Source organism: Pectobacterium brasiliense, assembly GCF_016950255.1.
Classification (GTDB): Bacteria; Pseudomonadota; Gammaproteobacteria; order Enterobacterales; family Enterobacteriaceae; genus Pectobacterium; species Pectobacterium brasiliense.
The window spans coordinates 1878151-1904066 of sequence record NZ_JACGFN010000001.1 but is presented as its reverse complement, the minus strand read 5'-3'; the positions used below and the strand labels follow the sequence as shown (position 1 = coordinate 1904066).

The window sequence follows — 25916 nt, the reverse complement described above, 5'->3', positions numbered from 1 at the left end:
GGCAACATGTCAGGAGCGACATATGGCGAACACCTTATCCCCTTTCCGTGCAGATATTGTCGGCAGTTTCTTGCGTCCAGCAGCGATTAAGGAAGCACGTCTTCAGCATCAGGCGGGCGAGATTGATGATGCTGCGCTGCGTAGCATTGAAGATCGTGAGATCCTGCGAGTAGTAGAAAAGCAGCGTGAAGCGGGCCTGCAGGTTGTGACGGATGGTGAACTGCGCCGTGCCTGGTGGCATTTCGATTTCTTTGCCGACTTGAACGGCGTGGAGCGTTACGAAGCCGATCACGGTATTCAATTCAATGGTATTCAGACCAAATCCCATGCGATTCGCGTCGTGGATAAAGTGAGTTTCAATCCCCAGCATCCGATGCTCGATCATTTCCGTTACCTGAACAGCATTTCTGGCGATGCCGTCGCTAAAATGACGATTCCAAGCCCTAGCGTGATGCATTTCCGCGGCGGCCGCAAAGCGATTGATGCGACGATTTATCCCGATCTGGCGGACTATTTCGACGATTTGGCACAAACCTGGCGCGATGCGATTCACGCATTTTATGATGCAGGCTGTCGCTTCCTGCAACTGGATGACACCGTATGGGCCTACCTGTGTTCTGACGATCAAAAACGCCAGATCCGTGAACGTGGCGAAGATCCGGCACAGCTGGCGCGAACCTATGCAGATGTGCTGAATAAAGCGCTGGCTGATAAGCCTGCGGATCTGGTTATCGGTTTACACGTCTGTCGCGGTAATTTCCGTTCAACCTGGATTTCTGAAGGCGGGTACGAGCCTGTGGCAGAAATTCTGTTTGGCGAAGTGAATGTTGATGAGTTCTTCCTGGAATACGATACCGAGAGAGCCGGTGGATTTGAGCCGCTGCGTTTTGTGAAGCCAGGCCATCAGCAGGTGGTGCTGGGACTGATCACGACGAAGAACGGTGAGCTGGAAGAGGCAGAAGTCGTGCAGGCGCGTATCGCGGAAGCGGCAAAATATGTCGATCTCAGCCAGATTTGCTTAAGCCCTCAGTGTGGCTTTGCTTCAACGGAAGAGGGCAATAGCCTGACGGAAGAGCAGCAGTGGAATAAGCTGAAGCTTGTCGTGGATATCGCCAATCGGGTGTGGTGATACTGATGAGGTAGCGCTATCTCTGCAACAGATATACAGAGGCTGGATCATACGATCCGGCCTTTTTTGTGGCCGTTATTCGTCTTTCCACTCACGGCATTTTTGTGAAATATGTTTTTTTTATGATCTAACGACGCATTTTATTCCATTTTTTGTCAGTTTTATTGCAATGAAGTATCGATAAATGCGCAAATCATGTGTTATGCAAATCAGGATAAACCAATTTATATTCTTATTTTTTTGCATAGTTAGGCCATATACTCTGGTTTTTGGATCTCTGCTTGTCTTTTTACGCTATAAACGTTTTACTTAGCACCCAATATGGCTGTGCAAAAAATAACTCCTCTATGCCCGCCATCTTTCGCGTTTCCAGAGTGTTGGTGTCAGCTTCGAGCTAGCCCTTTGTGAATGGCTTCTGGCGGCGATAAACAGCACCGTTTTCTTTTTATCGATTTGATACAGGCAACACGACATAACTATGAGTCATCGTTTAACTTCCAAAGATATCGTGGCATTAGGTTTCATGACCTTTGCTTTGTTCGTGGGGGCAGGAAATATTATTTTCCCGCCGATGGTGGGATTGCAGGCGGGAGAGCACGTTTGGACCGCAGCGCTCGGCTTTCTGCTAACGGCGGTTGGTCTACCGGTGTTGACCGTGATCGCGCTTGCCCGGGTTGGCGGTGGCGTTGATGCGCTGAGTTCGCCGATTGGTAAAAAGGCCGGTGTTGTTCTGGCGACCGTGTGCTATCTGGCCGTTGGGCCACTGTTCGCCACACCGCGCACGGCAACCGTGTCGTTTGAAGTCGGCCTTGCCCCTTTGGTCGGCAATGGAGCCTCTCCGCTGCTGATTTATAGCCTGGTTTATTTTGCCATTGTGATCGCGATTTCCCTGTATCCGGGCAAACTGCTGGATACGGTCGGGCATGTGCTGGCACCGTTAAAGATTATTGCTCTGGCGGTACTGGGTATTGCTGCGGTGCTGTGGCCTGCGGGTACGCCAATTCCCGCGACGGAAGCGTATGAGCAACTGCCGTTCTCTAATGGTTTCGTCAACGGCTACCTGACGATGGATACGCTGGGCGCGATGGTCTTTGGTATCGTGATCGTCAATGCGGCGCGCTCGCGCGGGGTGTCAAGCCCTATGCTGCTGACACGTTACACGATGTGGGCAGGATTAATTGCCGGTATTGGCCTGACTCTCGTCTATTTGAGCTTGTTCCAGCTTGGTTCCGTCAGTGGCGAACTGGTGCCGCAGGCGCAGAACGGCGCTGAAATTCTCCATGCCTATGTGCAACATTCGTTCGGTAACATGGGAAGCAGCTTCCTGGCGTTGTTAATCTTTATCGCCTGTCTGGTGACGGCGGTGGGGCTGACCTGTGCCTGTGCGGAATTCTTTGCGCAATACCTGCCGTTGTCTTACCGCACGCTGGTGTTTGTGCTGGGCATCTTCTCAATGGTGGTGTCTAACCTGGGTCTTAGCCATCTGATCCAACTTTCTATTCCTGTACTGACAGCGATTTATCCGCCATGTATCATTCTGGTTTTATTGAGCTTTACGCTGCGCTGGTGGAATAGCGCTTCACGTATTGTGGCACCCGTCATGCTCGTTAGTCTGTTATTTGGCATGATTGATGGTATAAAATCGTCGGCTTTCAAATCGCTGTTGCCAGAGTGGAGCCTCAACCTGCCACTGAGTGAGCAAGGGTTGGCATGGTTGCCACCGTCACTGCTGATTTTGCTGGTCGCGGTGATTTACGACAGAGTGTGTGGTCGTCAGGAAGTGACGGTACATCAATAATATCGTTAATTCCTGATAGCGCTGGGGCGGTAGGAATATCGTACTGCTCCGGCCCAACGTTGGGTTTCTGCACCACAGGTATTTGCCTGTGGTTTTTCTTTTTGTAATGTTTTTCTTTCTATAAGACAGGGTTGCTTATCAATGGAACAACCATCTTCCAAGCTCAAGCGTGGGTTAAGCACGCGGCATATTCGCTTTATCGCCCTTGGCTCAGCGATCGGAACCGGTCTTTTTTATGGTTCCGCGAGTGCGATCCAAATGGCTGGCCCCAGCGTGTTACTGGCTTATCTTATCGGTGGGGTTGTCGCGTATATCATCATGCGCGCCCTGGGTGAAATGTCGGTACACAACCCGCAGTCCAGTTCGTTTTCTCGCTATGCGCAAGATTACCTCGGGCCATTGGCGGGATATATCACCGGCTGGACCTACTGCTTTGAGATGCTGATTGTCGCCATTGCCGATGTGACCGCGTTTGGCATCTACATGGGTGTCTGGTTCCCTGCCGTGCCGCACTGGGTGTGGGTTCTGAGCGTGGTGCTTATCATCGGTGCCATTAACCTGATGAATGTGAAAGCTTTTGGTGAACTGGAGTTTTGGCTCTCTTTCTTCAAAGTCGCCACCATTATCATCATGATCGTGGCCGGGATCGGCATCATCATCTGGGGTATTGGCAACGGGGGGGAACCGACGGGGATCCACAACCTCTGGAGTAATGGCGGGTTCTTCAGTAACGGTGTGATGGGGATGATTCTGTCGCTGCAACTGGTGATGTTTGCGTATGGCGGCGTGGAGATTATCGGGATTACGGCCGGTGAGGCCAAAGACCCACAGAAGTCTATCCCTCGCGCGATTAACTCTGTGCCATGGCGTATTCTGGTGTTCTATGTCGGTACGCTGTTCGTCATTATGTCGATTTACCCGTGGAATCAGGTAGGCACCAACGGGAGCCCATTCGTGCTGACATTCCAGCATATGGGCATTACGGCAGCAGCAGGTATCCTGAATTTTGTTGTGATTACCGCGTCGCTGTCGGCGATTAACAGCGATGTCTTTGGCGTTGGCCGTATGCTGCACGGGATGGCGGAGCAGGGGCATGCACCGAAGGTGTTTAGCCGCATTTCCAAACGCGGCATACCGTGGGTAACGGTCGTTGTGATGATGATGGCGCTGCTGGTCGCGGTGTACCTGAACTACATTATGCCCGGTAAAGTTTTCCTGGTGATTGCTTCACTGGCAACCTTTGCGACGGTGTGGGTGTGGATCATGATTCTGTTCTCTCAGATTGCGTTCCGCCGCCGTCTGAGCAAGGATGAAGTGAAGGCGCTGGCGTTCCCACTGCGCGGCGGTATCGCGACCTCCGTGTTCGGTATTATCTTCCTGTTTTTCATCATCGGTCTGATTGGCTACTTCCCGGACACGCGTGTGTCGCTGTATGTCGGTATTATCTGGATAGCGCTGCTTTTAGTGGGCTATGTCTGGAAGAAGAAGCGTCAGAATGCGGTAGCGGCACAGAATTAAGTTAGTCGCTTGCATCAGAAGAAGCGCTCCGACTGTCCGTTGACAAACCTATTTGTCGAATGAAAACGGGAGTAACGGAATAGAAGAGTAAAGCGTTTGCGCCATGGATGGCGCAATTCGAGCATACAGGGACGTACTTGCAGCGTCTTTACGATCTATTCGTTACTCCCGCAATACGGACTTTGTTAGCAACCTATGCGCTTCCATTGGAGCATTTTTTGTGCCTATTTTTACGCTTCCGGTGTAGTCATTTTCTGCGCCATGACCCGCATATCGTGGCCGGTTGGGATTTGATGAATGCGGAGATCGAACTCCGGTAAGATCGCAAAGATATGGTCGAAAATATCAGACTGAATGCTTTCATAATCGACCCAGGCTGTTGTGTTGGTAAACGCATAAATCTCCAGCGGTACCCCTTCTGACGTTGGCGCAAGCTGCCGCACCATCAGCGTCATCCCCTTATGAATACCCGAATGGGTGCGCAGATAAACCTGAAGGTAGGCGCGGAACGTGCCTAAATTCGTCAAACGCCGGCCGTTCAGCGGTGATGCCAGGTCGGAGTCGGACTGGGCGTTATGCTGCTCCAGTTCACTCTTCTTGTTCTGAATATAAGGCGACAGCAGCTTGCTGCGCAGCAAGCGTGCCTGCTCGTCTTCCGTCATAAAATGCACGCTGGTGGTATCGATATTGATACTGCGCTTGATACGCCTGCCCCCAGATTCGGACATTGAGCGCCAATTCTTAAAAGAATCGGAGACTAACGCGTAGGTGGGAATGGTGGTGACGGTATTGTCCCAGTTTCTCACTTTTACCGTTGTTAGTCCGATATCGATAACGGCCCCGTCAGCGCCGTATTTCGGCATTTCGAGCCAGTCTCCCAGCGTTAACATGTCATTGGCGGAGAGTTGGATGCCCGCGACCAATCCCATAATCGGATCTTTGAACACCAACATCAGGACGGCGGCCATTGCGCCTAACCCACTGATTAGAATCAGCGGCGATTTCCCGATGAGCAGTGATACCACCATAATACTGATAACGATGGTGGCGATCAGTTTCAGACTCTGGAAAATACCGCGCAGCGGCAGCTGGCTGGCGACTTTGGTTCGGGCGGAAACGTTGAGCAGCACATCGAGGAGCGAGAACAAGGACAGCAGCGCAAAAACCATGATCCACACCTGGGAACAGATGATGAGCGCTTCACGGGTTTCACTCTGAGAGGGAAGCCACACAAAGACCTGAATATTCAGGATCACCCCTTGTAGCAAGAAGGCTAGCCGGTTAAACAAGTTGTGTTGCGTCAGCGCCTGTTTCCACCCGCGCCCTTCGGTTTTCCCCGGCTTATTGAGTGAGCGTAGTACCATTCTTTTCAGCACCACCTGATGAAAAATCAGGTGGATGACGGCAGAAATGAGCAATATCAGCCCAAGAACAATCAGTAACGCAATGAGGCTAGCGTGTTGTATTCCAGCTTCTCTCAGCCATAGCGCGAGATTTTGTTGCATGCGTTCTCCTTTTATTCCAGTGAATCTGTCGTGCATTAACACGATGTGGCTTTAAGGCTAAGGATTTAGCGCCCCTAGTCAACCTTTTGTATTATTTAAGATATCGCCGGGAAGAGGCGGTGAGAGGTGAAGAAGAACAGAGGGATAAATTGCGGGCAAAGAAAAAGCCAGTCGCATCGCGACTGGCTTGGCCATCATATTACCATGTTGGCAAGATGAGGAATTACAGCTTGTCTGCGTTCTCAGACAGGTATTTCGCTACGCCGTCTGGTGACGCGCCCATACCGGATTTCCCTTTTTCCCACTGCGCCGGGCACACTTCGCCGTGCTCTTCGTGGAATTGCAGGGCATCAACGGTACGCAGCATTTCATCAATGTTACGGCCCAGCGGCAGATCGTTCACCACCTGGTGACGAACTACGCCGTTTTTGTCGATCAGGAAAGAACCACGCAGTGCAACACCGGCTTCTGGGTGCTCAATACCGTAGGCCTTCTGGATTTCGCGCTTGATGTCAGCAACCATCGCGTATTGCACTTCGCCGATGCCGCCTTTGTCCACAGGGGTTTTACGCCATGCGTTGTGAACAAACTCGGAGTCGAAGGAAACGCCAACCACTTCTACACCGCGTTTCTTGAACTCGGAATAGCGGTGATCGAAAGCAATCAGCTCTGACGGACAAACGAAGGTGAAGTCCATCGGCCAGAAGAAGATCACGGCAGCTTTACCGTTGATGTGCTTCTTCAGGTTGAAATTTTCGACGATTTCGCCACTGCCTAAAACGGCAGCTGCGGTGAAGTCTGGGGCTTGACGAGTTACCAGGACCATAATTACTCCTGTAGATAGCGGTTAATGATCGGATGATATAAAAAACAGCGAGTAGTATAGGGACTCTGCCTGAGTGAATACAGGCAAAGAGACCAATTAATGAGATAGTTTCTGCCTATTGAACTCATCGCTATTTCCTTTCAATGGGGTAGATTAACCCTTTTGATGGAAAGGACAATACGCCGCGTAGAAAAACGGAAAAGTCGCGATCTTACAGCTGCTGCGTTTTTGCTAATTGCATCATCCGTGGATAAAACTGCCAGAAGAGTGTTTCAAATTGGTGATAGTGCTGCTCGATATCCTGAAAAGAGCCGGACAGCGCAGCCAGTTTCGGACGGCGTACCGACATTCTGTGCAGCACATCGGCGATAAACGGCAGCTCTGCGTAACGGGTCATCCAGCGTTCCGGCCACAGATAGCGATTCAGATTCTGAAAGCGTTCCGGCGTTTGCGCCAGATGCGGCTCGATTTGTGATTGCGCCTCGTCGATAAAGGCCTGCAAGGGCGTGTCCGGCACCAGCTGTAACCAGTGACGCGCAAGATAGTGATCCCACAGTACATCCAACGTAATGGGCGAAACGCGGCGGAATTCATCGCTGAAATACTGACGCGCCTGTTTGACTTCCGGCAGGCTGTCGGTCAGCGAATCAACGCGACGATGCAGACGAATACCCGCGACGATCTCGTCAGCGTAGCTGTCCTGCGGGTTGCCGCGCACGAAATCCGCCATCAGATTACCTAATAGGGAGCTGTCGGCCAGCGTGGCCAGGTGGAGGTGGGCAAGAAAATTCATCGTGACAGTATATACCTTTTCTATTGGATATAATGCATTCCACGACTCAGGTGCTTATTTCTTGCAGCCATGCGCTTGCGGCTCTAGACTAGGCCGCCCATTTTTAATGTATTACAGCTAAGTGAATTGCCATGCGTGTTACCGATTTTTCGTTTGAACTTCCTGAATCATTGATTGCCCATTATCCACAAGCGGAACGCAGTGGTTGCCGCCTGCTATCGCTGGACGGGCCGACGGGAAATTTGACGCACGGCGTGTTTACCGATTTGCTGGATAAACTGAATCCCGGCGATCTGCTGGTGTTCAACAATACGCGCGTGATTCCTGCTCGTCTGTTTGGTCGTAAAGCCAGCGGCGGCAAACTGGAAGTACTGGTTGAGCGTGTGTTGGATGACCATCGGGTGCTAGCACACGTTCGGGCGTCAAAAGCGCCGAAACCGGGTACGGAACTGCTGCTGGGCGATGACGAAAGCGTCAAGGCCACGATGACCGCTCGCCACGATGCGTTATTCGAGCTGCATTTCGATGATGCTCGCGATGTTCTTTCGATCCTGAATGATATCGGCCACATGCCTTTGCCACCGTATATCGACAGACCTGATGAAGATGCCGACCGTGAGCTTTATCAGACGGTGTATAGCCAACGTCCAGGCGCCGTAGCGGCACCGACGGCGGGCTTGCACTTTGATGAGCCGATGTTGGCCGCGCTACGCGAGAAAGGCATCGACATGGCGTTCGTTACGCTGCACGTAGGGGCGGGGACTTTCCAGCCTGTACGCGTCGATACGATTGAAGATCACATCATGCACGCCGAATATGCTGAAGTACCGCAGGATGTTGTCGATGCCGTGCTCGCGTGCAAGGCACGCGGAAATCGAGTGATCGCCGTTGGTACTACCTCGGTACGTTCACTGGAAAGTGCCGCGCAGGCCAGCCAGAACGCGGCGATCGAACCGTTCTTCGGCGATACCAAAATTTTTATCTATCCGGGCTATCATTACCGCATTATCGATGCGCTGGTGACCAATTTCCATTTACCCGAATCGACATTAATCATGCTGGTATCGGCCTTTGCCGGTTACCAGAATACGATGTCTGCCTACCGCCAGGCGGTGGCAGAGCAATATCGTTTTTTCAGCTACGGTGATGCGATGTTTATTACGCACAATCCGATGGCCGAACAGGAAAACGTGGGCTAAACCCACTTTCCACATAATAGGAACGCCACAGACCACGCTCTGTCAGGCGTTAATACATCATTACCATCAGACTGTTTTTCTGATGCTGGGAAGCGTTCTATAATTTGGATGTGGATTAATTTGTATACTTGTCAGATATTTACAACTGATAGCGATGGATGAAAACTTTCTTCCGTGTCGCTCTGTGCCAAAAATGTGACAATTCCGCTAAATTGTCTCAGGTGCTCAGTGCTCAGGTGGGCGTACTTGTTAACCATTTCCAACTTTTCCCATCCTCCCAATTCTTTCAGGGTCATCAGCGGAGTTCCGTTCTGCACATGCCAACTTGCCCATGTGTGGCGCAAGTCGTGAAATCGGAAATCCGCTATTCCTGAAATTCTTAGCGCGTTGCAAAAGTCAGTGCGGTTTATCTCGACAATCCTAACGCCGTTAGCAGAAAATACATAGTCAGAATCACGTCCGCATGCGTTGATGATTTTCACTGCATCATCATTAAGCGGTAGTGGGCGGGCCCTTCCTGACTTTGCGTTATCAGCCGTAACAATAGCGATCCGTCTCGACAAGTTAACACTGTCCCATTTAAGAGAAAAAATCTCTCCCTTTCTTGCCCCGGTTAGCAGTGCAAATGACACAACCCTTTTCATCCAGTCCAGTCGTAAGGATTCTATCAAAGCTCTCGCCTGACTTTTCTCAATCCAGCGAACCCTGACCTTTGGTTCTCTCTGCATTGATGTGTACGGCATGTTCCTGATCCATCCTGACTTCACCGCGAGTGAGAGCGCCCGTATGATGAATGCCCTATATCGGTTTCTCGTCGCATTCGACAGCTTACAATTCTTAGCTGTAGAGTGTGTCGGGAGTTTGTTTGTTATCTCCTCTCCGCTGATAGACGATATAATTCGGCCATCAAAGACGGTTAACCAATAACGGGCATAAATCTGTTTGTTCTCAAAGCAAGACTGATCTTCTGCATCCCTCAGAGCGAGAATGATCAACTCCTCAAACGTCCTATCAGCAATCTTCCCTATTCTCGCCACTTGCCATACTTCATGCTTCAACTTGTCGTGATATTCTTGAGCCTTTGCTCTTTCCGTGGTGCCAGCAGATCGCCTAATTCTTTCCCCATCTGGCGTTGATATGTCAACCCAATACGTTTTCCCTCTCCTGTAGATCGGCATTTTTTTGACTCCTTACCGACCACAGCCAGCCGGATAGCATTGTTCATGTTACGGGGAAATTTTTCCAGACTTTCTTTATTAGCCCTCCACATGCCACCAACCTTAAACATGTTGTACCGATGAGGGTTTCTGTAAATCGTGCCAGGGGAAATTTTTAGAAGTCTGGAAAGCTCAGAAACGGTTAAATATTCTTCCATTCTTCCTCACTTAGTTTCAGCATCAATGACGCGCACGAAATAGCTCAGCCAAAGCTTTGCACTGAATGAATTAGGTGGAAGGGCGGTTATGCGTTTAGCGTGTTTGTCGAGAATGCGTGTGATAATCGGATCGTGGTTTTTTTTCGGCTGGTCTGCTGTCGCGTTGATGATTTCAGAGCGACAGGCTTTAGCTACGCTTCTAATAGCGTTCTCCGTTTCTGTTTGCATATCGATTACCAGAAAACACGGAACAGCGCGGCGGCGAATACAGCAACTACGACATAATCGAGAGGGTTCATTTTTTGCCTCTCAGGGATTTGCAGAATCCAATAATCCGACAAATCATATCCGGCAGGCACAGAAAAAATCCGATGCTGCTAATAATCAAATTAACGAGATTGCCCTCGTTGCCGTGTACGTAAATGCATGCAATAAATACTGCTGTAGCTAACGTGAGCAGCCATGTTGGAATAGGGATATGAATCATACGATGCTCCATAATGCGTATAGCGCCCAGAAAAAAGCCGCTACAAGAGCGGCTATGGCGAGTGTTGCTGCTGGGGTTGGGCGTTTCATGTATTGTGCATCTCCTTTCTTTGCCTGTTTACCATTTGAATAAGCGTGTTGTTTTTCTGATTTAGTTGGCACATTGGGCAAAGTTGAACGACTCCTTCATTCTGGTTCCAGTTCAGATTATTAATTCTATCCCCGCAGCGAAGGTCACTACCATTAGGGTTTAGTTGAACCCTGCACCCATGCACTTGTTCAGTTTTGAATATCATCTTCATCTCCAAAAATAAGCCCCGCTAATGCGAGGCTGGTTAGTCGTTGTTGACCGGAGCGCAGAGTAACGTTGCAGCCGGTCGTTTCTCGTGAATTAACGTTATCCAGTTCTGACACTCGTTAAACGTCATAACGCGCTCAGAAACGGGTAGAGCATCGCAGTAATCTGAGCCACACGCGCTAACGAGTAGAATGAAGCCGATAATCATGCTTCACCCTTACCCGGATGGGTAGTCGGTTCCTTTACATTTTTCGCATCAGGATGATGCAGGCTCTCTATCTTTCGAATCAGCCCTGCGTGTAGTTTTGGGTGAATGCTATTGCACAGAGATTTATATTTGATAGCCATTTCCATCTTTACCTCATACCATGCCTGATGCGCTTCTATTGGTGTGCGAAAAGTACCGAGATTTATCGTTCCTCCGCAACCATCGTTAACCTTTGAAAAGAACCGTCCGCTTCTCTTGTGAAGAAAAGCTCCGATAGGCCAGTCGTCGCCACGATTAAAGCTCATAGAGGAAAATGCATTTAGATGCATGGGAATGTATAGACACGCAGCAGGGGAATACTCTTTATTGCCAACAACAAGCAAGTCTTTATCCAGGTGCCATCCTTCCACGTATTTATCTCTCCACCATGAAAGAAAATCGCTAAACATGATCCAATTTGGTGAAACATGGCATCCATAATATGTCCGCATTTCTTCATGGTAAGAGTCTGAGTAGCAACGCTTAAACATTGAAGACCATGCAGCGTAAGCCCTGTGGTTTATTACCTTTCCAGAAAATTTAGCTGATGTACAAAATGGGGAGTTATTTATGCCTATGCCGAACAACGGCTTTGTGTTTTTTGCCCTCCGTGGCATGCCTTCCAAAATGCTATCAATCTCTTTTGATTGGCGCATGAGTTCACCTCAACAACAACGGTTGATAATGTGATTAATGTATTGGATGGGTTATTTAGATTTGTTGCCAGACTGGAGCATTGCGGCGCGGCAGGCGTTCCATATCTCCGTAGCTTTGCTGTTAGGGTCATCGAACATTTGGCAGCACATTTCGTATATCGCATCGGGACAGTCATCCGGCACTACAGGCAGTGGTGGTGCGGTGAATAGCTCAGGAGGATGGGGAAGAGTTTTCCGCCAGTTATCTGGCAATTTCCCATCGTAGCATTCACCGTCTGCGCAATTCTCACATAGCCATCGACCGTCTGGCGCAACGAATAAATCAACCCTGCGATGTCCTGACACTTCGTCATCGCAGTTATTGCAGATATGCCAAGCCTTATCGTTGCCCACAGGCTCTTTCGCCGCCCTATCATAAGCCGCCAGTCTTTCTTCCAGTCGCTCACGCTCAACGCGGAGCTTGCCGATAGTCACCATTAAATCCTGATTCTCTGCATTCCTTTCGTTTGCGTACTTCTCCAGTCTTTCCCGTTCGGCGCTGGTGAGGGGGGGCTGTTTAAATAGCGGAATCACACGACGCATGTCAGCGTTCGGAGTGATGGGGTTTACTGTAAACAAATAGCCGCAACCACGCCGCTCGACATCACGTAATTCCTGCGCATCTGTCCACGCTACAGGATTCTCCGCCGCCTCACGTCGCTGTAGGAGTTCGCCAGCCATTAACTTGACCTCTTCGACAGATAATACCGGCGTATTTCCGTCAAACGGGTGACCATTCGCTACAGATTCCAGCCTTTCTTTGCTCAATAAATCAGTCATTGTTTACTCTCCGTATCTAGCCTAACGCCATTAATGCAGTAAGCGCATGGGACCGTTTTTTCTGGATCATCAGACCCTCTGTAAGTCCGACCGCGAAAACAATACGGACATAAAAACCTTCTGCCGATTTTTGAGATTCGAATGCGTCCGAACCCACTCCCAGATTCGACGCGCTCCATTACCCCTACGTCAATTAAACCCTCTAGCAATGGCCCAACTTTGACGGGGGTCATCGGATCATCATCCCAGAGCGCAGATTTCCTAAACGGGCTCACATAGATTTCCCAGCCGTAGACGACAGCCGGGTGGATAAACTCTGCCTGCCTCTTGTTGATACGCATCTATTCCCCCTCAACCGGTAGGCCGGCAGCTTTCATGGCAGCGTCGATTTGCTCGCGTAGCGATGTAGCGTGTTCCTCTGCCCAATCTTCCGAAACGACCTGGGCGACAAACAGTGCATGGCTTCCATAAACGAGCGGAGTGCGCACCTCGACGTAGTGAGAGACAAGCCAATCCATGCGGCGCTTATCTGCCCGCTCTGCTGCTAACTGCCGCTCAAGCGCTGCGACTTTGCGCTTATTCTCTTCGTTCTCGACGTTAAGAGATGTCGCGGCTTCCCAATTCACCAGACCGTCTTGCTTAGCCTCTTCATACGCGCTGCGATAAACCTCTGTCAGATCCCGCAGGTTTCTGTGTGCAGCAGCCATTGCGACAAAGGTATCGGCCATCATAGCTTCCGGTTCACTAATCGGTTTGTTGGTCATGCTGCACCTCGCCTTTTGTGCATTTATCGAAAACATCACGCGGAATCCACAGAATTAAACCAACCATCTTTTGTGCGTTACATGCATCAACCACGTCAGCACATTTAGTGCCAAAGGTTATTTCCGTGCATTTCTGCCGCTTATTAGTTTTTGCTTCGAAAATGCAGTCAATGAGTCTCTGCTGCCTAACACCATCGTGATTAATCATCGCTGTGAGTTGCTCTACACCTTTGCTCATACCTTCCCCTCCCGCAATTGTTGGGCGCTATTTGTTAGCGACACGTAACAATCGCCGAAAGTCAGGTTTCCGCCGCGCTGCATATCGTCACGTGCTTTATCAACCGCCTTTGCCTCTATCTCACGCAATGCGGCGTCGGTGGCTGGGGCTTCTCTCTTGTACAGGTATCTGCATTCATATAAATTCGAGTGTTCATGAAGAATATTGAGAAGATTTTGCTTAAGAAATACCTTTTGATTTCCCGGCAAATCAGACTTATCAATTGTTCTCTTAAACCTTTCTATCAGTGTGCTCCTTCTGTTTTTATTTCCCTCTTTGCTTCGATATTGGGTTTCGACCATATTTCCTATTTTTGGAATACTTTCTTTCAACGCCACATTCTCCGCAGCCAACTCGTTATTTCTTTTTGTCTCTTCTCTCAATACATGATGAGCTTGAGCAATGGATTCAGTTGCAGTATTTAATGCGGATTGCAACGCATCCCGCTGCCGTTCGAGTTCTGCGTAATCGGTATATTTAACGTAATCGCCATTTTCATTGACATGAATAATGCGTTCTTGAAATGGAGCTGGTTGATATCGGTTAACCATGATACATCCCCTGTCTAATTCTCTTTTCATCATCATCGCGGCAGAATTCATCGCAATAACTACCTGTATTTATTTTTTCGAAGCAGTAGCGACACGTTCCCGTAAATACTGGTGGAGCAGGGCGGTTAGCTAATGCGTGCTGAATTGTGAAATCAGTTAAATCATTTGCTGCGTCGGCAATGTCAGCCATGATTACCTCAACTTGGTTTATCCGGATACATATTCGCCTCGAGATATTAATTCTCTGCGCTCTATGGCTTCGGCGATGTGCTTGATTTTTGATAGACGGCTGGAAGTTGCGAAGGATTTGTACGAAACGCGAATCTGAGACATTCCTTGTCTTTTTGGTATTGATAGCTTTGGCTTACTCTCCATTTCATACAGAAAATCTATTTCGCTATTGTTCATTATCTTTGAAACTTTCACTGAAACGATGGTTGAGTGCTCATCAATCCTTTTTGCAATTTTATTGAATTCACCTAATTCCATCTTGAATATTTCAGCCAATTCACTTCCTGTCATTGGTCTGCCGTGTTTCTGTAACTGCCAGATTATTTTCTCCTTCATGCCTTTATTTGGGGAATCCCTTCCGCCTCGGCGATAGAATGGGGTGCGTTTCATTTTTTATGCCTGCAATATTGATTGCTTAACTTCCTGAACCAGAGATAAAAATTGATTTCTTCTTTCACGTAGAGAATCAATTTCTTCAGCGCATTCGTCTCGCGTCAATCGCCATACCACCAATTGCTTTTCCTCTGGAAAATCGGCGCAGTAACTGACGAAATCAACCCAATCACGGCCTGTGCAATCCAGATGCCCGACTAGCTGCCAGCGATATGATGGGTCGAAACTGCCGCGTTTCAGTGTTGCGTAATGAGTGGGGGCAATAACGGATTTAATTTCTATCACCCCATTATCACCAACTAACCCATCTGGGCTATCTCCGTATGTGACCAGATCGAAAAATCCGCCATTATCCACGTCGATGAAATTCATCTCTTCGTAGAGCATTCTCGCCACAGGCTCCTGTTCGTGGCCTCGCTCCATGTGTTCATTAGAGAAGCTGAATTCCGACTTGCATCCCTTAATTTGCTCCAGTGCAATCTGGAGAGCGTATCGCTTTGCTGGGTCGCCAAACGCTTTTCCTGCGTTAGCCATGATTAGCCCGAAATTAGACGCTGTCGCCTTACCTACTCGCAACGCTTCCCATTCTTCTGTGTTCTGCTGAATATCATGCCAAATCATGCCGCAGCCTCCCTGCATTCGTTGATGAGCTGCTGACGGTGTTCTTCCGACATATCCATGCGCTCAAGCACCTTGCGTAAGTCTCCGTCTCGCTTATATGCTGCTTTTGCGTTGTTCCATGCCTTTGTTGCAGACGGCGTTAATAGTTGCTTGCTGACTCGTGTAGGGCTTATACGCAATCCCTCGACAGAGCTATTGCCGAACCGTACTTTAGTATCAACGTAGACAGTGACAGCCACGCCGCACCAGTCCTCAATGTATGGCGAACCGGTCAGCGCTTTCATAGTCTTGCTGTTCGTAGCATTGAGAATCATCGGCTTTAGCTTTTCGCCAGGGCGTAGTTCTTTTTCTACGAAGTGGGCGGTGTTGAATACATCCTTTGTCTTTTTGGTTTTGTCGGATTCAAGTGCCACTCTTGCGATGGTTAATACCGTTGGCTCTACTATGTCGGCGCTACTCAAATATGGAGAGTCGAACGCTTTCCGGTAGTGCGTCTTTTGCTCGCTCATTACATCAATCTCCTGTTATCCAATTCATGAAACCCATTCACCAAAAAAATCACGCTCATATGTCGGATTTTCCGCAGCAGATAGCGCTAGTGCACGCTCCAGAATGACGCAGTGGCGCATGAGTTCGTATTGAACGCCAGATAGGTACTCTTCAAACGCCGCGGAATCAACGTATCCACGGACGGGATGCGATTCCGAAATCCATGGCGCTTCTTGGCAGAATGATTTTTTAATAACATCCTCTAGTGCGCCGCTTAGGTCGTTAAATTTAATGCACCTATATTTATTGTTAAGCCGGCACAGCACTTCGTTTTCTAGCCACTCCTGCTCGTCCTGATTTTTATCCAGCATTGCGACGTATGATTCAGTTAAATCCTCAATCATTTGCTGATGGGTTTTCACGGTTCAAGCCTCCTATTCAGAAAGTCGATGATTATCTGAATCAGAGATTTATTTGGTGGCGGGGTGGATGGTGCAGGTTTAAATGAATCTCCCGTCAATATATTTTTACGAGAGTGCTGTATTGATTTAATACCGTCGAAATCGAATTTAGGACGCACGATGGGTGCGCCCGCGATAGCTAATCCCATCGTTGACTCCTGATTAATTAGATGTGTTGTTGAAGTGTGCGTTAGCCATACTTTCCGCATCATCCATGCTTTTTGCTTTAAAAACTAGCGGTCTATGTATCGGTTGATTTTTTACAGTAGCTAATCTTATTCTGTCTTCTACACTGAATGCCCCAGATGTATCAGCGAAATACACCGCTTTTTGTACTCCTTTCGGATGGTGAAGCGTCCATCCAGAAACATATAAATCGTTTTTATTTTCAGTTAGAATTCTCTTTACATCTTCAAGGTGTTTATTTTGCAGTTTTGCAAGTTTTTTCATCACGTGTTCAGGCATTAAAACCCCGCAGTAAGCACCAGCAGAAAAATCAAATAACTTTTCTGTAACTATCTCGTATTCGATATCTTTAATTTCACTCATAACTCTCTCCTGTTTATTCATAACTATGCCGCCTAATAGCAGCATGGGTATGAAAGCCGCTTTTACACGGCTCTAAGTTTATTTACGTAATTCATGCAAAATGTTGGGCTTGCATCAAACCATTTTGATTTATGCTGCATTCTTTGACTTGGTGGGTAATATGCTACTGTTCCTTGTGGCGTCCTGAATATCAGAGTGTTTTCGCCTTCTTCGAATGTCACGAAATTTCTTTCAAAGAAACGTTTAATTCCTTCATGTGCGGCATTCCTTGCTTGTCTTTTTCGTTCCTTTAAAAATGGCTTCAAATCTTTCCAGTATTCAGATAATGAGTCGTTATCATCATCACACATCACTCACTCCAATTAATAAATAACACTGAGTACAGCGACGAGAATCAAAATAATAATAGCCAGAAATATTCCCATCACTGCGAAATAACGCTTATATTCGCTGATTAACTCGTCGCTCATAGTTTCCCCTGAGTGTTAGCCGTCGCCGTAGCCGTTGCCGTAGCCGTTGCCGTAGCCGTTGCCGTTGCCGTTGCCGTAGCCGTAGCCGTTGCCGTCGTAGCCGTTGCCGTAGCCGTTGCCGTAGCCGTAGCCGTCGCCGTAGCCGTAGCCGTAGCCGTCGCCGTTGCCGTTGCCGTTGCCGTAGCCGTAGCCGTCGCCGTAGCCGTAGCCGGATTGCGTGGCTGTTAACGTCACAGATTCGGCGTCACATGTTTTGATCGCCATCATGACCTCACAATTTTTCGTTTTGGACACGCATTAGATGAACAACGGTTAACTCATGAGTGAGTAGGTCGGATGTTTTACGCAGTCGTGTATCAGACGTTGGTCCGGATATAGCTAATTGCCCCAGCCCATCAGTAGTACCCCAACACTCAATAACAGCAGCGTTTGAAATACTCAGGTAGTCTCCAGATTTGGCTACGTTACCAACCACAATCCAGCCTCGTTGTAACGTGACGATATAACGGGCGCCATTTTCAATCGGGCATGATGATTCAGTTTTAGCTCCGCCGAATAATGACGCCAATTCTTTGGCTTGACCGATAGTTAATTCATTAATGTTCATTTTGATTTCCTGATTTTAGGTAATAAAAAACCACCTTTCGGTGGCGTTATTCTCTGGTGTCGGCTGGGTTAATTAACTTCTTCGTACTCAATAGTTACCCTGACGAGATAGCGCTTAGGGTCTTTCATGTCAGGGTCAGAATTCGACTCGCGCATCGCCGCAGGCGTTCCGCCGTATGATTTATGATTGAGAGTGTTAATAATTAGTGAGCCGTCCATGAAATCAGGCTTACCGTCAAATATTGCATGTTGCTCTAATATTTCATGAACCCACATACTCACCCCTTACGCATCTTCTGATGCGATGATGTAATAAAAAAGCCACTCTAGGCGGCTTAGTTGTCTTTGTGATGATTTAGTGCTGATACTCTAGGCCAATAATATTTTGGCCTTGCTCTAGATCCCGGTTTGGGGCCAACACAAACAATATAACTTTCCTCTTTTCTCGGAATTCTTGAAGCATCAAGGTAGTTACTAAATTTTGATTTTCTAACGCTTACTTCCGCAGGAATCAACTCAACAACTACGCCAATTTTTGTTTTTGTAGACCCATTTGATGAGCTAGTCCACAAAACCTCATCACCTATTTTAAAATTCATCTCACCCTCACTTAATAATATGCGTTGCGTCTTTACGGTTATTACGATGCCCTGCGCTGTATAGCGCCACTTGCGGCAAGCAGCACGAACCGGAATACTCAGGCTCACTACGTTTCGGTAATTCAACGCGAGTTAATTTCGCCCACGCCTTGCTAATTTTCTGCGCCAGTTCCCGATCTGCGTCTTTCTGTGCGAAGAACGCGCCAGTACGCAAATACTTTCTACGCTTGGCGTTATCTTTAGCTGGCTTAACGATGATTGTTGTCATTGCTGCGTTCCTCTTTCAGTAAATCCATACGCTCGTTTGAGATGATTCATTGCCAGCCACCATCTTGTTTTGCAGTGATGGGCAACAGCTTGTTTTGCCACTTCCTTGGCATCCTGAAATTTCTCTTTATCTATTTTCATGATTACCTCCGGTAAGTGCTTTGGTGGAGTGGTGGCCGGTGCTGATTTCCGGCAGGTCTTACTGATTTTCTCGGCCTCTATCAAGTCCACGCTAGTAGCGTGATTCGTGTATGTCGCCTTACTGATATGCCTACTTCACCTTGCCCCTACTGGTCGATTACCTACGCGCCATGGCGGGCATCATTCTCCATCTACTCACAAGATTGCAGCGCATCAGCCTGCGCATTCACCACTCCCCAAAGCATTCACCTTGGTCTTCCAGACATTCCGGAAGAATTCCCATTCATGTTAAAGAGCCCGACATCATGTCGTTGTTGCTTAGCGTCCTGCTGTGAGATAAGAATACTCAAGGTATTTATTATTGTAAATACTCTCGGTATTTATTTTTTAAGATAAATATTCACAGTATTGATTTTTAAGTGAATTTATTTTTCAAATGAGATTAGTGTGTAGGTGATGGGGTGCGATCGATACCGGGGTAAATGGAGATTAGTTTAAGATGAATTATATTGATATCAGTTGGTTATCGTGATTTTTAGGTGCGATCGATACAAGAATGTAAGCCCGGCTACACGCCGGGTTAGGGGAGATTGGCTATCTTCGCATCTACAACAACACCGATAATTCGGCAGTTGCCGTTAATTGTGATTAATGGGTATTGTGGATTTAGCGGCTTTAAAAATTTATGACCAGCGTCTTCAACATACTTCTTAAACGTCGCTTCGTTCTCGCCATCCAGCTTTGCAACAACCAGCTTGCCGTTAATGGGTTCAACCTCTGGGTCAACGAGGATTACCATCCCTTCAGGGATGCTCAGGCCAACAGGTGAGGTCATAGAGTCGCCTTTTACATCCAGCCAAAACGAGCTATCAGAGCAATCAACAGTGGTTCCGTACCACCGATCAATAGCTCTGCGGTGGTAGGGTTCAATAGCCTCTGACCACTCTCCGGCGCTTACCCAGCTAATGACCGGATACTCACCCTTCGGATCGTGAATCCCATGGAACGCAACATTGGAATCAACTGTGCTCGCGTATGATGCTGCGTCCCGTGCGAGTTCAGGACTAAATTCTGATATCGGTATCTGGAGTATTCTGGAAAACCCCGATGCGACAGGTACATTAAGCGCGATCCTGCCGTTCAGGTAGTGACCTACCGCACCCTGCGATATTCCTAGCTCGTCAGCAATAGTGTATTGCGTAACGTTCAATTCTTTTTTCTTCGACTGATACAGAGCCTTCAGCTTTCTAGCCGCCTCAAGCTGTTCTCTCGTCAGTGTCTTTTTCGTTTCCATTCTCACATTTTAATAGCAAAGGTAATCAAACAAAAATACTCAGGATATTTACATAAATAATTACCTGTAGTATTCTTTGTCTGTAATTAACAGGGAGCAACCTATGAATCGAATGACTCTTGAGGATTACGCCAAGATCCATGGGCAAGCGAAAGCAGCAAAAGATTTTGGCGTGATTCAGTGCGCAATCAGTAAAGCCATCAGAGCGGGCAGGAACATTTTCGTCACCGTTCAACAGGATGGAAGCATTAGCGGGGAAGAAGTTAAACCCTTCCCAAGCAGCAAGAAATAGCCTTACCGCTCTTTAAACCCGCTGATCACGCTCTGGACGGTCTGGAGCATCAAACAAAGTGGCACCCCACGGGATGCCTGTATTCAGAAAACAGGAAAATAGTAACGAATGGAACGCGCAAGATACAGAAAGAAGGCTCAACGCATTGAGTCTCAATTACTAGGGAAACTGGCCGTATTCGGTCAATCAAAATTCGCATCATTGATGGGTGTTCATGAATCGACAGTAAGCCGGATGAAAGAGAGTTTTTTCAGTCAGGCGTCGTTAGCACTGGCGATATTGGAATACGGCGTTGATGACAACGAGATAGTGGAGTTAGCGCGGAGATTTGCTGCTGTGCTGACAAAGAAAAAATCCCCACTGGCGGGTGAGGATTCTGAACAGATAACTATCGATTTCTGAGGTAAATAATGGCACGAAAACGAAGATTTTTCAAGCGAGAAGAGGAGCGAACGCATCCTGATTCACCTGATGGATTGGTCGTTGCCGCCGTAAATAACAAGCCGTTCGCTGAGCGGCTTATCGGTGTTTTCAGACTGGCTAAAGCAGGGGTGAAGAAAGATGAGCGTCGCTAGGATATCAGACTACCAAAAACCTCGCCTTGAGGTTGTGGAGCATCGCGTGGCTGACACTGATGACGGTTTCATGCGCGTTGCCAACGAGCTTACAGACAGTATCCTGATGGCTGACTTAACAGCCAGGCAGTTGAAAGTAATGCTCGCCATCATGCGCAAGACCTACGGATTCAACAAAGCGATGGATCGCCTTACCAATACGCAGATAGCAGCCATGACAGGCATACACCACACGCATGTTTGTGTCGCTAAGCGCCAGCTTATTGACAGGAGTTTCCTAATTGGCAGCGGTCAGCGGGTTGGGATTAACAAGCATGTCTCCATGTGGGATATGAAGAGCATTAGCCAAGTCAGCGAAACATTAGCTACATCGGCTAATAAAACATTAGCCAAGTCAGCTAATACCCATTTGCCAACTCAGCTAAACACAAAAGACAATATTCAAAAGACAATAAATACAAATACCCCCTTACCCCCTACGGGTGAAAGTGCGAAGGGTGCCAAACCTTCAAAGCGAAAATCACCGCCAATCAAATACGATGATTACCTGAACGCCTACAACGATGCTGTGGGTGACAGGTTGCCTCACGCTGTAGAAGCCAATGACGAACGAAAGCGAAAACTGAATGCCCTGATTAAATCTTTGGCTACACCAAATCTCGATGGATTCAAATCCTATGTCAGGGCGTTTATGGCTGCTGCTAGGCCGTTCCACTTTGGCGAGAATGATCGTGGTTGGGTTGCGAATTTTGACTACCTGCTGCAAAGAAAAACGCTGACGAAAATCAGGGAGGGTACGCTATGAGACAGGATATCGAAGCCAGTGTAATCGGTGGTTTACTGGTTAGCGGGTTAACTCCTGATGCCAGCGAGGTTTTATCTACCCTGACTGACGAATGTTTCTCTGTGCCGCTCTACAGGGATATCTATCGGGAAATAAAAAATCAGGCGATCACTAGAAACCTGATTGACGGGCTGATGGTCGCCGAGGCGATGGGCGAGGGTAACTTTGCCAACGTCATGGAGGCGGCAAGCAAGTTCCCAAAAGCCGCAAACCTGAAAGGCTACGCTAGGATGGTTCACGGGTACCATCAGGTTCGTCAGTTTGTTTCGCTGATCGACGAGGCCAAATCATCAATCGAGCAGGCCAACAGCCACGAAAAAGCGCTGGCGGTGATAGCCGAAACGATGGGGAAACTTCCGTCATTGGCATCTGACGCTGGCGACATCGTTCCTACTCATATCGGCGATCTGATGGACGATTACACCGTTATGCTGGAGAGTCGCCTGAAGAACGGCGAACAATCCACGGCGTTACGCGTTGGGATCGATGAACTAGATGAGATCACTGGCGGTATAAATCCGGTGGATTTTGTCGTTGTAGCTGCGCGTCCCGGAATGGGTAAAACGGAATTCGCGTTGAAGGTTTCTCGTGGTGTAGCTGAGCAGCCTTACCCAAACAGCGATAAAAAACGTGGCGTCCTGATTTTCAGTATGGAAATGGACTCAAGCCAGATTATCGAACGTCAGATTGCTGATGCCGGAAATCTCCCCGTATCCAGTTTGCGAAAACCTTCACGTATGGGTGACGAGGAATGGGGAAGGGTATCTAGCGGTATTGGTTTGCTCTCTGGCCTTGATGTTTGGGTTGTTGACGCATCGTCGCTGAACGTTGAGAAAATCCGCTCTATCGCAGAACGACATAAGCGCTCTCACCCTGAGCTTTCGCTGATCATGGTCGATTATCTTGGCTTGATAAAAAAGCCAACGGCAGAGCGAAATGATCTAGCAGTTGCGCACATTTCTGGAAGCCTGAAGCGCATGGCGAAAGAGTTAAAAACTCCGGTTCTTTCCCTCAGCCAACTATCCCGCGATGTTGAAAAGCGCCCAAACAAGCGTCCTGTTAACGCAGACCTGCGCGACTCTGGAAGCGTTGAGCAGGACGCCGATAGCATCATCATGCTTTACCGTGATGCCGTATATAACCCTGATTCATCAGCCGCACCGTATGCAGAAATCATCGTCACAAAAAACCGATTTGGACAACTCGGAACGGTCTATCAGCTTTTCAAAAACGGTCACTTTCTCCCAACCGATCAGGATCAGGCGAGAGAGACATGCTCAGTTAAACAAAATACCTCAGGCCAGAAACGTTACGCCAAAGGCGCTGACGTTTAGTCGGTCAAATCAGGGGGAGTAGAACAGTGAAAGTAAAATGCACGATGTCATCAATTCCGGGTTTTGACGTTGGCGGACAATATCAAGTTACCGGCCCGGTTTTTGGTCATGCTTACGGGGTAATCTCAGATAGAGACAAGGCAGGAGATGATCCGTGGGGAATGGGTTCAGATCTGACCATTCGCAGCGACTGTGGCGCAGTATTCGCACAATTTGAGGGATTAGCTAATGAGTGAGTGGAGCGATTACCGCTGGATGGTTAAAACAATGGCAAAAGATAACGGCGTGACCCTGAATAGCATCGCTAAGCATGTTGGCGTCTCTCATCGGTGTCTGAACCAAATAATGCAAGATGGGCCATCGGAGGAACAGACGGAGCTTATCGCGGAAGCGCTTGGCTGTGCAGGTTGTGATTTGATAGAAATTCTCAAACAGATTGGTGAGTTAAGCGAGAAATATCAATGATATATTTCTACATCACAGAGCTATAAGCCCGCTGATAATCGCTGCGGGCTTTTTTATGGGAGTTAGGAAATGAAAAAATCAGCGTTAGATAAAATGAAATCTGAGTATAAGCCACACACTATCATCCTCCCTAGTTACTGCCCGGTAGCAATATGCTCAACAAAAAGCATAGCCGAAGACATGGCGAAAGCACGGGGATATAAAGATTATCGCATTGAGAAAACCACAATTAGCGATGTGAAACACGTAATTTTTGGATAAGGATTAAACGATGAGCACAGAGCAGATGCGCAGTGATTTTGAGAAAATGAACCCCGGCGGCCTAGCGAAGTGGGATAACGGCAGTTACGTATCAGAAATGGTTCAGTCAATGTGGCGAGCATATCAGCAGGCATGGGTAGACAGCAGGGCCGCGCTAGTGGTGGTTCTCCCGTCAACAGAGGGGTTTAGTATCTACAGCAAAGAAACGGCTCAGATAGCGATTGATGGCTGCGTCGAGTTCATGTTGGAAGCCGGTATAACTGTGAGGGATGAGTGATTGCAAATCGAAATGGTCAAAAATGCCGGTGGCGTTTTCTGTCCAGCTTTCGAACATGACTTACCCCGTCTGACTAAGTTCAAAAATGGCGAGATGTACACCGCCGAATTCAAGTTAACCAGAAACCCAGCCTTTCACCGCAAAGCTTTCGCCTTTTTCAACTTCTGCTTTCAGCACTGGAGCGCTGACCGGGCAGGCCTTGAGAACATGGACGAGGCTACACAGTTTGACCGCTTCCGAAAAGACCTGACGATACTCGCCGGGTTCTATGAGCAAACGGTAAGGCTAAACGGTGATATCCGCACAGAGGCTAAGAGCCTGGCATACGCGAACATGGATCCAGACGAGTTCGAACGCTGTTACAGCGCATTAATCAACTCCGCCATTAAACACGTTTTCGCCGGAACGAGAGACGAAAACATTCTCAATAGGCTACAGAATTTCTTCTGAGGTCAACATGACAACACGAAAAATAATCAGTGACTATTTTCAAAATCACAACAGAGCGACATTCACACAATTGAGGCTGTATTGCGACAGTGTCGGGTGGGAGGGGAGAAACGTTGCGTTTGCAATTAACGACATGATTAAGCGGGGTGAACTGGTGAGAACCGGAGAGCGTGGGATCTATCAGTACCTGCCGGCTGGAGATTTGAAAGAATCGATACGGTTAGGGCGTCCGGTAAAGACCACGCCGCGCATCCCGATGAATTCAGCTATCCAGCGTTTCGACCAGTTGTTGCGAGGTGTGCGGGGATGACGCTCAAATCAAACACTGCACCTAATGATAAGGATTGCTGGCGGACACCTCCTGAGATATTCCACGCGCTTAACGCTGAGTTCTGCTTTGTGCTGGATGCCGCAGCAAGCGTTGATAACAGCCTATGCAGGAATTTTATCAACGAGTATCAGGACACTCTCATAACGCCGTGGAATGAAGTGATTCCAGATATCCCCGGATACGCATGGCTAAACCCGCCGTACAGCCATCCGATGCCATTCGTGCAGAAGGCGGCAAAGGAAAATGCAGAGCACTGGACTGGCTGCGTGATGCTGCTCAACGCAGATTGCTCAACGGGCTGGTTCCTGGAAGCGATTAAGACGGCACACGAAGTCAGATTCATCACTGGTGGAAGGCTGGCGTTCCTGAGCGCATCATCTGGTAAGCCAGTATCCGGTAATAATAAAGGCCAAATGATTGTTATCTGGCATCCGTGGCCGCGAACGCATCTCCAGTTCTCAACAGTTGAACGCGATCAATTGATGGAGTTCGGAAGGAAAAGACTGGAGGCCAAGCATGGCGCGGCAGCTTAGCCCGACACAAAAAGCACTCGACAATCTGATATTCCAGCCAACCCGTCGCAGTAGAAACAAAACCCAACCAATTCCGCCAGCAAGCCAGGTGACGACATTTGATTATGTCCACGGCCTGCTAACGCGGAAATTTGACCGAATGAGGGGGAGAAGTGCTGCTAACACAAGATGAAATCACTGCATATCAAAAAT

40 protein-coding genes and 1 pseudogene are annotated in these 25916 nt (G+C 48.3%); 16 read left to right on the top strand and 25 right to left on the bottom strand.

What is annotated here, in order from left to right; genetic code table 11:
• Window positions 1–22 precede the first annotated feature (22 nt).
• From H4F65_RS08570 to proY, 3 genes are all read left to right on the top strand, one after another.
• Window positions 23–1129 (top strand): cobalamin-independent methionine synthase II family protein, encoded by a 1107-nt coding sequence (locus H4F65_RS08570; protein ID WP_010281813.1) that lies wholly within the window; start codon window positions 23–25, stop codon window positions 1127–1129.
• Between the two features lie 478 nt (window positions 1130–1607).
• Window positions 1608–2927, top strand: coding sequence for a branched-chain amino acid transport system II carrier protein (gene brnQ / locus H4F65_RS08565; protein WP_010281815.1), 1320 nt, complete (start codon window positions 1608–1610; stop codon window positions 2925–2927).
• A gap of 141 nt (window positions 2928–3068) precedes the next feature.
• Window positions 3069–4445: a proline-specific permease ProY gene (gene proY / locus H4F65_RS08560; protein ID WP_039312351.1), complete on the top strand. Its 1377-nt coding sequence runs from the start codon at window positions 3069–3071 to the stop codon at window positions 4443–4445.
• 230 nt (window positions 4446–4675) lie between these two features.
• Here proY and H4F65_RS08555 read toward each other — a convergent pair whose 3' ends face one another.
• The 3 genes from H4F65_RS08555 to H4F65_RS08545 all read right to left on the bottom strand — a co-directional run bounded on the left by H4F65_RS08555 (window position 4676) and on the right by H4F65_RS08545 (window position 7569).
• Window positions 4676–5950, bottom strand: coding sequence for a mechanosensitive ion channel family protein (locus H4F65_RS08555; protein WP_010281816.1), 1275 nt, complete (start codon window positions 5948–5950; stop codon window positions 4676–4678).
• A gap of 223 nt (window positions 5951–6173) precedes the next feature.
• Window positions 6174–6776 carry a peroxiredoxin C gene (locus H4F65_RS08550; protein ID WP_010281817.1) on the bottom strand — a complete coding sequence of 201 codons (603 nt, stop codon included), beginning with the start codon at window positions 6774–6776 and terminating at the stop codon, window positions 6174–6176.
• Between the two features lie 211 nt (window positions 6777–6987).
• Window positions 6988–7569 carry an acyl carrier protein phosphodiesterase gene (locus H4F65_RS08545; protein ID WP_010281818.1) on the bottom strand — a complete coding sequence of 194 codons (582 nt, stop codon included), beginning with the start codon at window positions 7567–7569 and terminating at the stop codon, window positions 6988–6990.
• 131 nt (window positions 7570–7700) lie between these two features.
• Between H4F65_RS08545 and queA the strand changes: the two genes are divergently transcribed.
• Window positions 7701–8768 (top strand): tRNA preQ1(34) S-adenosylmethionine ribosyltransferase-isomerase QueA, encoded by a 1068-nt coding sequence (gene queA / locus H4F65_RS08540; RefSeq protein WP_010281822.1) that lies wholly within the window; start codon window positions 7701–7703, stop codon window positions 8766–8768.
• A gap of 131 nt (window positions 8769–8899) precedes the next feature.
• On the opposite strand, the gene H4F65_RS08535 is transcribed toward queA, so the two are convergent.
• The 22 genes and pseudogenes from H4F65_RS08535 to H4F65_RS08430 all read right to left on the bottom strand — a co-directional run bounded on the left by H4F65_RS08535 (window position 8900) and on the right by H4F65_RS08430 (window position 20362).
• A complete protein-coding gene (locus tag H4F65_RS08535; RefSeq protein WP_010281829.1) occupies window positions 8900–9946 on the bottom strand; it encodes a tyrosine-type recombinase/integrase in 1047 nt (348 codons plus the stop codon).
• Between the two features lie 203 nt (window positions 9947–10149).
• The gene (locus H4F65_RS08530; RefSeq protein WP_010281831.1) at window positions 10150–10371 is read right to left on the bottom strand and encodes a hypothetical protein; all 222 of its coding nucleotides are present in this window, start codon (window positions 10369–10371) and stop codon (window positions 10150–10152) included.
• A gap of 760 nt (window positions 10372–11131) precedes the next feature.
• Window positions 11132–11830: a hypothetical protein gene (locus H4F65_RS08525; protein WP_010281839.1), complete on the bottom strand. Its 699-nt coding sequence runs from the start codon at window positions 11828–11830 to the stop codon at window positions 11132–11134.
• A 51-nt stretch (window positions 11831–11881) separates the two neighbouring features.
• On the bottom strand, window positions 11882–12649 hold the full coding sequence (locus H4F65_RS08520; RefSeq protein WP_010281843.1) for a hypothetical protein: 768 nt from the start codon (window positions 12647–12649) through the stop codon (window positions 11882–11884).
• 341 nt (window positions 12650–12990) lie between these two features.
• Window positions 12991–13413, bottom strand: coding sequence for a hypothetical protein (locus tag H4F65_RS08515; protein WP_010281852.1), 423 nt, complete (start codon window positions 13411–13413; stop codon window positions 12991–12993).
• Complete coding sequence (locus H4F65_RS08510) at window positions 13394–13651, bottom strand: hypothetical protein (protein ID WP_010281855.1); 258 nt, start codon at window positions 13649–13651, stop codon at window positions 13394–13396. Before H4F65_RS08510 ends, H4F65_RS08515 begins: the two co-directional genes overlap by 20 nt.
• Entirely contained in the window at window positions 13648–14241 is a 594-nt protein-coding gene (locus H4F65_RS08505) for a hypothetical protein (RefSeq protein WP_039319325.1), read from the bottom strand. Before H4F65_RS08505 ends, H4F65_RS08510 begins: the two co-directional genes overlap by 4 nt.
• Window positions 14234–14431, bottom strand: a complete 198-nt coding sequence (locus tag H4F65_RS08500; protein WP_039319322.1) for a hypothetical protein — start codon at window positions 14429–14431, stop codon at window positions 14234–14236. The genes H4F65_RS08505 and H4F65_RS08500 overlap by 8 nt, the downstream gene beginning before the upstream one ends.
• Before the next feature lie 17 nt (window positions 14432–14448).
• Window positions 14449–14862 (bottom strand): hypothetical protein, encoded by a 414-nt coding sequence (locus H4F65_RS08495; RefSeq protein ID WP_052051606.1) that lies wholly within the window; start codon window positions 14860–14862, stop codon window positions 14449–14451.
• A gap of 3 nt (window positions 14863–14865) precedes the next feature.
• Window positions 14866–15486 carry a lambda exonuclease family protein gene (locus H4F65_RS08490; RefSeq protein WP_010281863.1) on the bottom strand — a complete coding sequence of 207 codons (621 nt, stop codon included), beginning with the start codon at window positions 15484–15486 and terminating at the stop codon, window positions 14866–14868.
• Between the two features lie 377 nt (window positions 15487–15863).
• Window positions 15864–15995: pseudogene (locus H4F65_RS21865) on the bottom strand (hypothetical protein); the annotation flags it as partial.
• Between the two features lie 24 nt (window positions 15996–16019).
• Complete coding sequence (locus tag H4F65_RS08480; RefSeq protein WP_010281870.1) at window positions 16020–16397, bottom strand: hypothetical protein; 378 nt, start codon at window positions 16395–16397, stop codon at window positions 16020–16022.
• Window positions 16394–16585 carry a hypothetical protein gene (locus H4F65_RS08475; RefSeq protein WP_010281874.1) on the bottom strand — a complete coding sequence of 64 codons (192 nt, stop codon included), beginning with the start codon at window positions 16583–16585 and terminating at the stop codon, window positions 16394–16396. The genes H4F65_RS08480 and H4F65_RS08475 overlap by 4 nt, the downstream gene beginning before the upstream one ends.
• A 13-nt stretch (window positions 16586–16598) precedes the next feature.
• Complete coding sequence (locus tag H4F65_RS08470; protein WP_010281878.1) at window positions 16599–16985, bottom strand: hypothetical protein; 387 nt, start codon at window positions 16983–16985, stop codon at window positions 16599–16601.
• Between the two features lie 62 nt (window positions 16986–17047).
• On the bottom strand, window positions 17048–17335 hold the full coding sequence (locus tag H4F65_RS08465; RefSeq protein WP_146235409.1) for a hypothetical protein: 288 nt from the start codon (window positions 17333–17335) through the stop codon (window positions 17048–17050).
• Between the two features lie 135 nt (window positions 17336–17470).
• The gene (locus tag H4F65_RS08460) at window positions 17471–17722 is read right to left on the bottom strand and encodes a hypothetical protein (protein WP_010281884.1); all 252 of its coding nucleotides are present in this window, start codon (window positions 17720–17722) and stop codon (window positions 17471–17473) included.
• A gap of 4 nt (window positions 17723–17726) precedes the next feature.
• Complete coding sequence (locus H4F65_RS08455) at window positions 17727–18062, bottom strand: hypothetical protein (protein ID WP_010281887.1); 336 nt, start codon at window positions 18060–18062, stop codon at window positions 17727–17729.
• 68 nt (window positions 18063–18130) lie between these two features.
• Window positions 18131–18337 (bottom strand): hypothetical protein, encoded by a 207-nt coding sequence (locus tag H4F65_RS08450; protein ID WP_010281890.1) that lies wholly within the window; start codon window positions 18335–18337, stop codon window positions 18131–18133.
• Between the two features lie 59 nt (window positions 18338–18396).
• A complete protein-coding gene (locus H4F65_RS08445; protein ID WP_072014195.1) occupies window positions 18397–18660 on the bottom strand; it encodes a hypothetical protein in 264 nt (87 codons plus the stop codon).
• Between the two features lie 7 nt (window positions 18661–18667).
• Complete coding sequence (locus tag H4F65_RS08440; protein WP_010281893.1) at window positions 18668–18928, bottom strand: transcriptional antitermination N peptide; 261 nt, start codon at window positions 18926–18928, stop codon at window positions 18668–18670.
• A complete protein-coding gene (locus H4F65_RS08435) occupies window positions 18925–19068 on the bottom strand; it encodes a hypothetical protein (RefSeq protein ID WP_010281896.1) in 144 nt (47 codons plus the stop codon). The genes H4F65_RS08440 and H4F65_RS08435 overlap by 4 nt, the downstream gene beginning before the upstream one ends.
• Window positions 19069–19648: 580 nt before the next feature.
• A complete protein-coding gene (locus tag H4F65_RS08430; RefSeq protein ID WP_010281899.1) occupies window positions 19649–20362 on the bottom strand; it encodes a LexA family protein in 714 nt (237 codons plus the stop codon).
• A 103-nt stretch (window positions 20363–20465) separates the two neighbouring features.
• Here H4F65_RS08430 and H4F65_RS08425 point away from each other — a divergent pair, with 103 nt between their 5' ends.
• The 12 genes from H4F65_RS08425 (at window position 20466) to H4F65_RS08370 (ending at window position 25896) form a co-directional block, all read left to right on the top strand.
• Window positions 20466–20654, top strand: coding sequence for a Cro/CI family transcriptional regulator (locus H4F65_RS08425; RefSeq protein WP_010281902.1), 189 nt, complete (start codon window positions 20466–20468; stop codon window positions 20652–20654).
• 108 nt (window positions 20655–20762) lie between these two features.
• Complete coding sequence (locus H4F65_RS08420; protein ID WP_010281906.1) at window positions 20763–21056, top strand: CII family transcriptional regulator; 294 nt, start codon at window positions 20763–20765, stop codon at window positions 21054–21056.
• Between the two features lie 8 nt (window positions 21057–21064).
• Window positions 21065–21229 carry a hypothetical protein gene (locus tag H4F65_RS08415; protein ID WP_010281908.1) on the top strand — a complete coding sequence of 55 codons (165 nt, stop codon included), beginning with the start codon at window positions 21065–21067 and terminating at the stop codon, window positions 21227–21229.
• A complete protein-coding gene (locus H4F65_RS08410) occupies window positions 21216–22034 on the top strand; it encodes a replication protein (protein WP_010281910.1) in 819 nt (272 codons plus the stop codon). Before H4F65_RS08415 ends, H4F65_RS08410 begins: the two co-directional genes overlap by 14 nt.
• Window positions 22031–23407 (top strand): replicative DNA helicase, encoded by a 1377-nt coding sequence (locus H4F65_RS08405; RefSeq protein ID WP_010281912.1) that lies wholly within the window; start codon window positions 22031–22033, stop codon window positions 23405–23407. Before H4F65_RS08410 ends, H4F65_RS08405 begins: the two co-directional genes overlap by 4 nt.
• Window positions 23408–23433: 26 nt before the next feature.
• Window positions 23434–23643, top strand: a complete 210-nt coding sequence (locus tag H4F65_RS08400; protein WP_146235408.1) for a hypothetical protein — start codon at window positions 23434–23436, stop codon at window positions 23641–23643.
• Entirely contained in the window at window positions 23636–23872 is a 237-nt protein-coding gene (locus H4F65_RS08395) for a hypothetical protein (RefSeq protein ID WP_010281916.1), read from the top strand. The genes H4F65_RS08400 and H4F65_RS08395 overlap by 8 nt, the downstream gene beginning before the upstream one ends.
• Window positions 23873–23941: 69 nt before the next feature.
• On the top strand, window positions 23942–24133 hold the full coding sequence (locus H4F65_RS08390; RefSeq protein WP_010281918.1) for a hypothetical protein: 192 nt from the start codon (window positions 23942–23944) through the stop codon (window positions 24131–24133).
• Between the two features lie 10 nt (window positions 24134–24143).
• Window positions 24144–24410 (top strand): phiTE_015 family protein, encoded by a 267-nt coding sequence (locus tag H4F65_RS08385; protein ID WP_010281920.1) that lies wholly within the window; start codon window positions 24144–24146, stop codon window positions 24408–24410.
• Window positions 24411–24860, top strand: a complete 450-nt coding sequence (locus tag H4F65_RS08380) for a DUF1367 family protein (protein WP_010281922.1) — start codon at window positions 24411–24413, stop codon at window positions 24858–24860.
• Window positions 24861–25166: 306 nt separating this feature from the next.
• Window positions 25167–25724: a phage N-6-adenine-methyltransferase gene (locus H4F65_RS08375; RefSeq protein ID WP_010281926.1), complete on the top strand. Its 558-nt coding sequence runs from the start codon at window positions 25167–25169 to the stop codon at window positions 25722–25724.
• On the top strand, window positions 25708–25896 hold the full coding sequence (locus H4F65_RS08370) for a NinE family protein (RefSeq protein ID WP_072014194.1): 189 nt from the start codon (window positions 25708–25710) through the stop codon (window positions 25894–25896). The genes H4F65_RS08375 and H4F65_RS08370 overlap by 17 nt, the downstream gene beginning before the upstream one ends.
• Window positions 25897–25916: the final 20 nt, after the last annotated feature.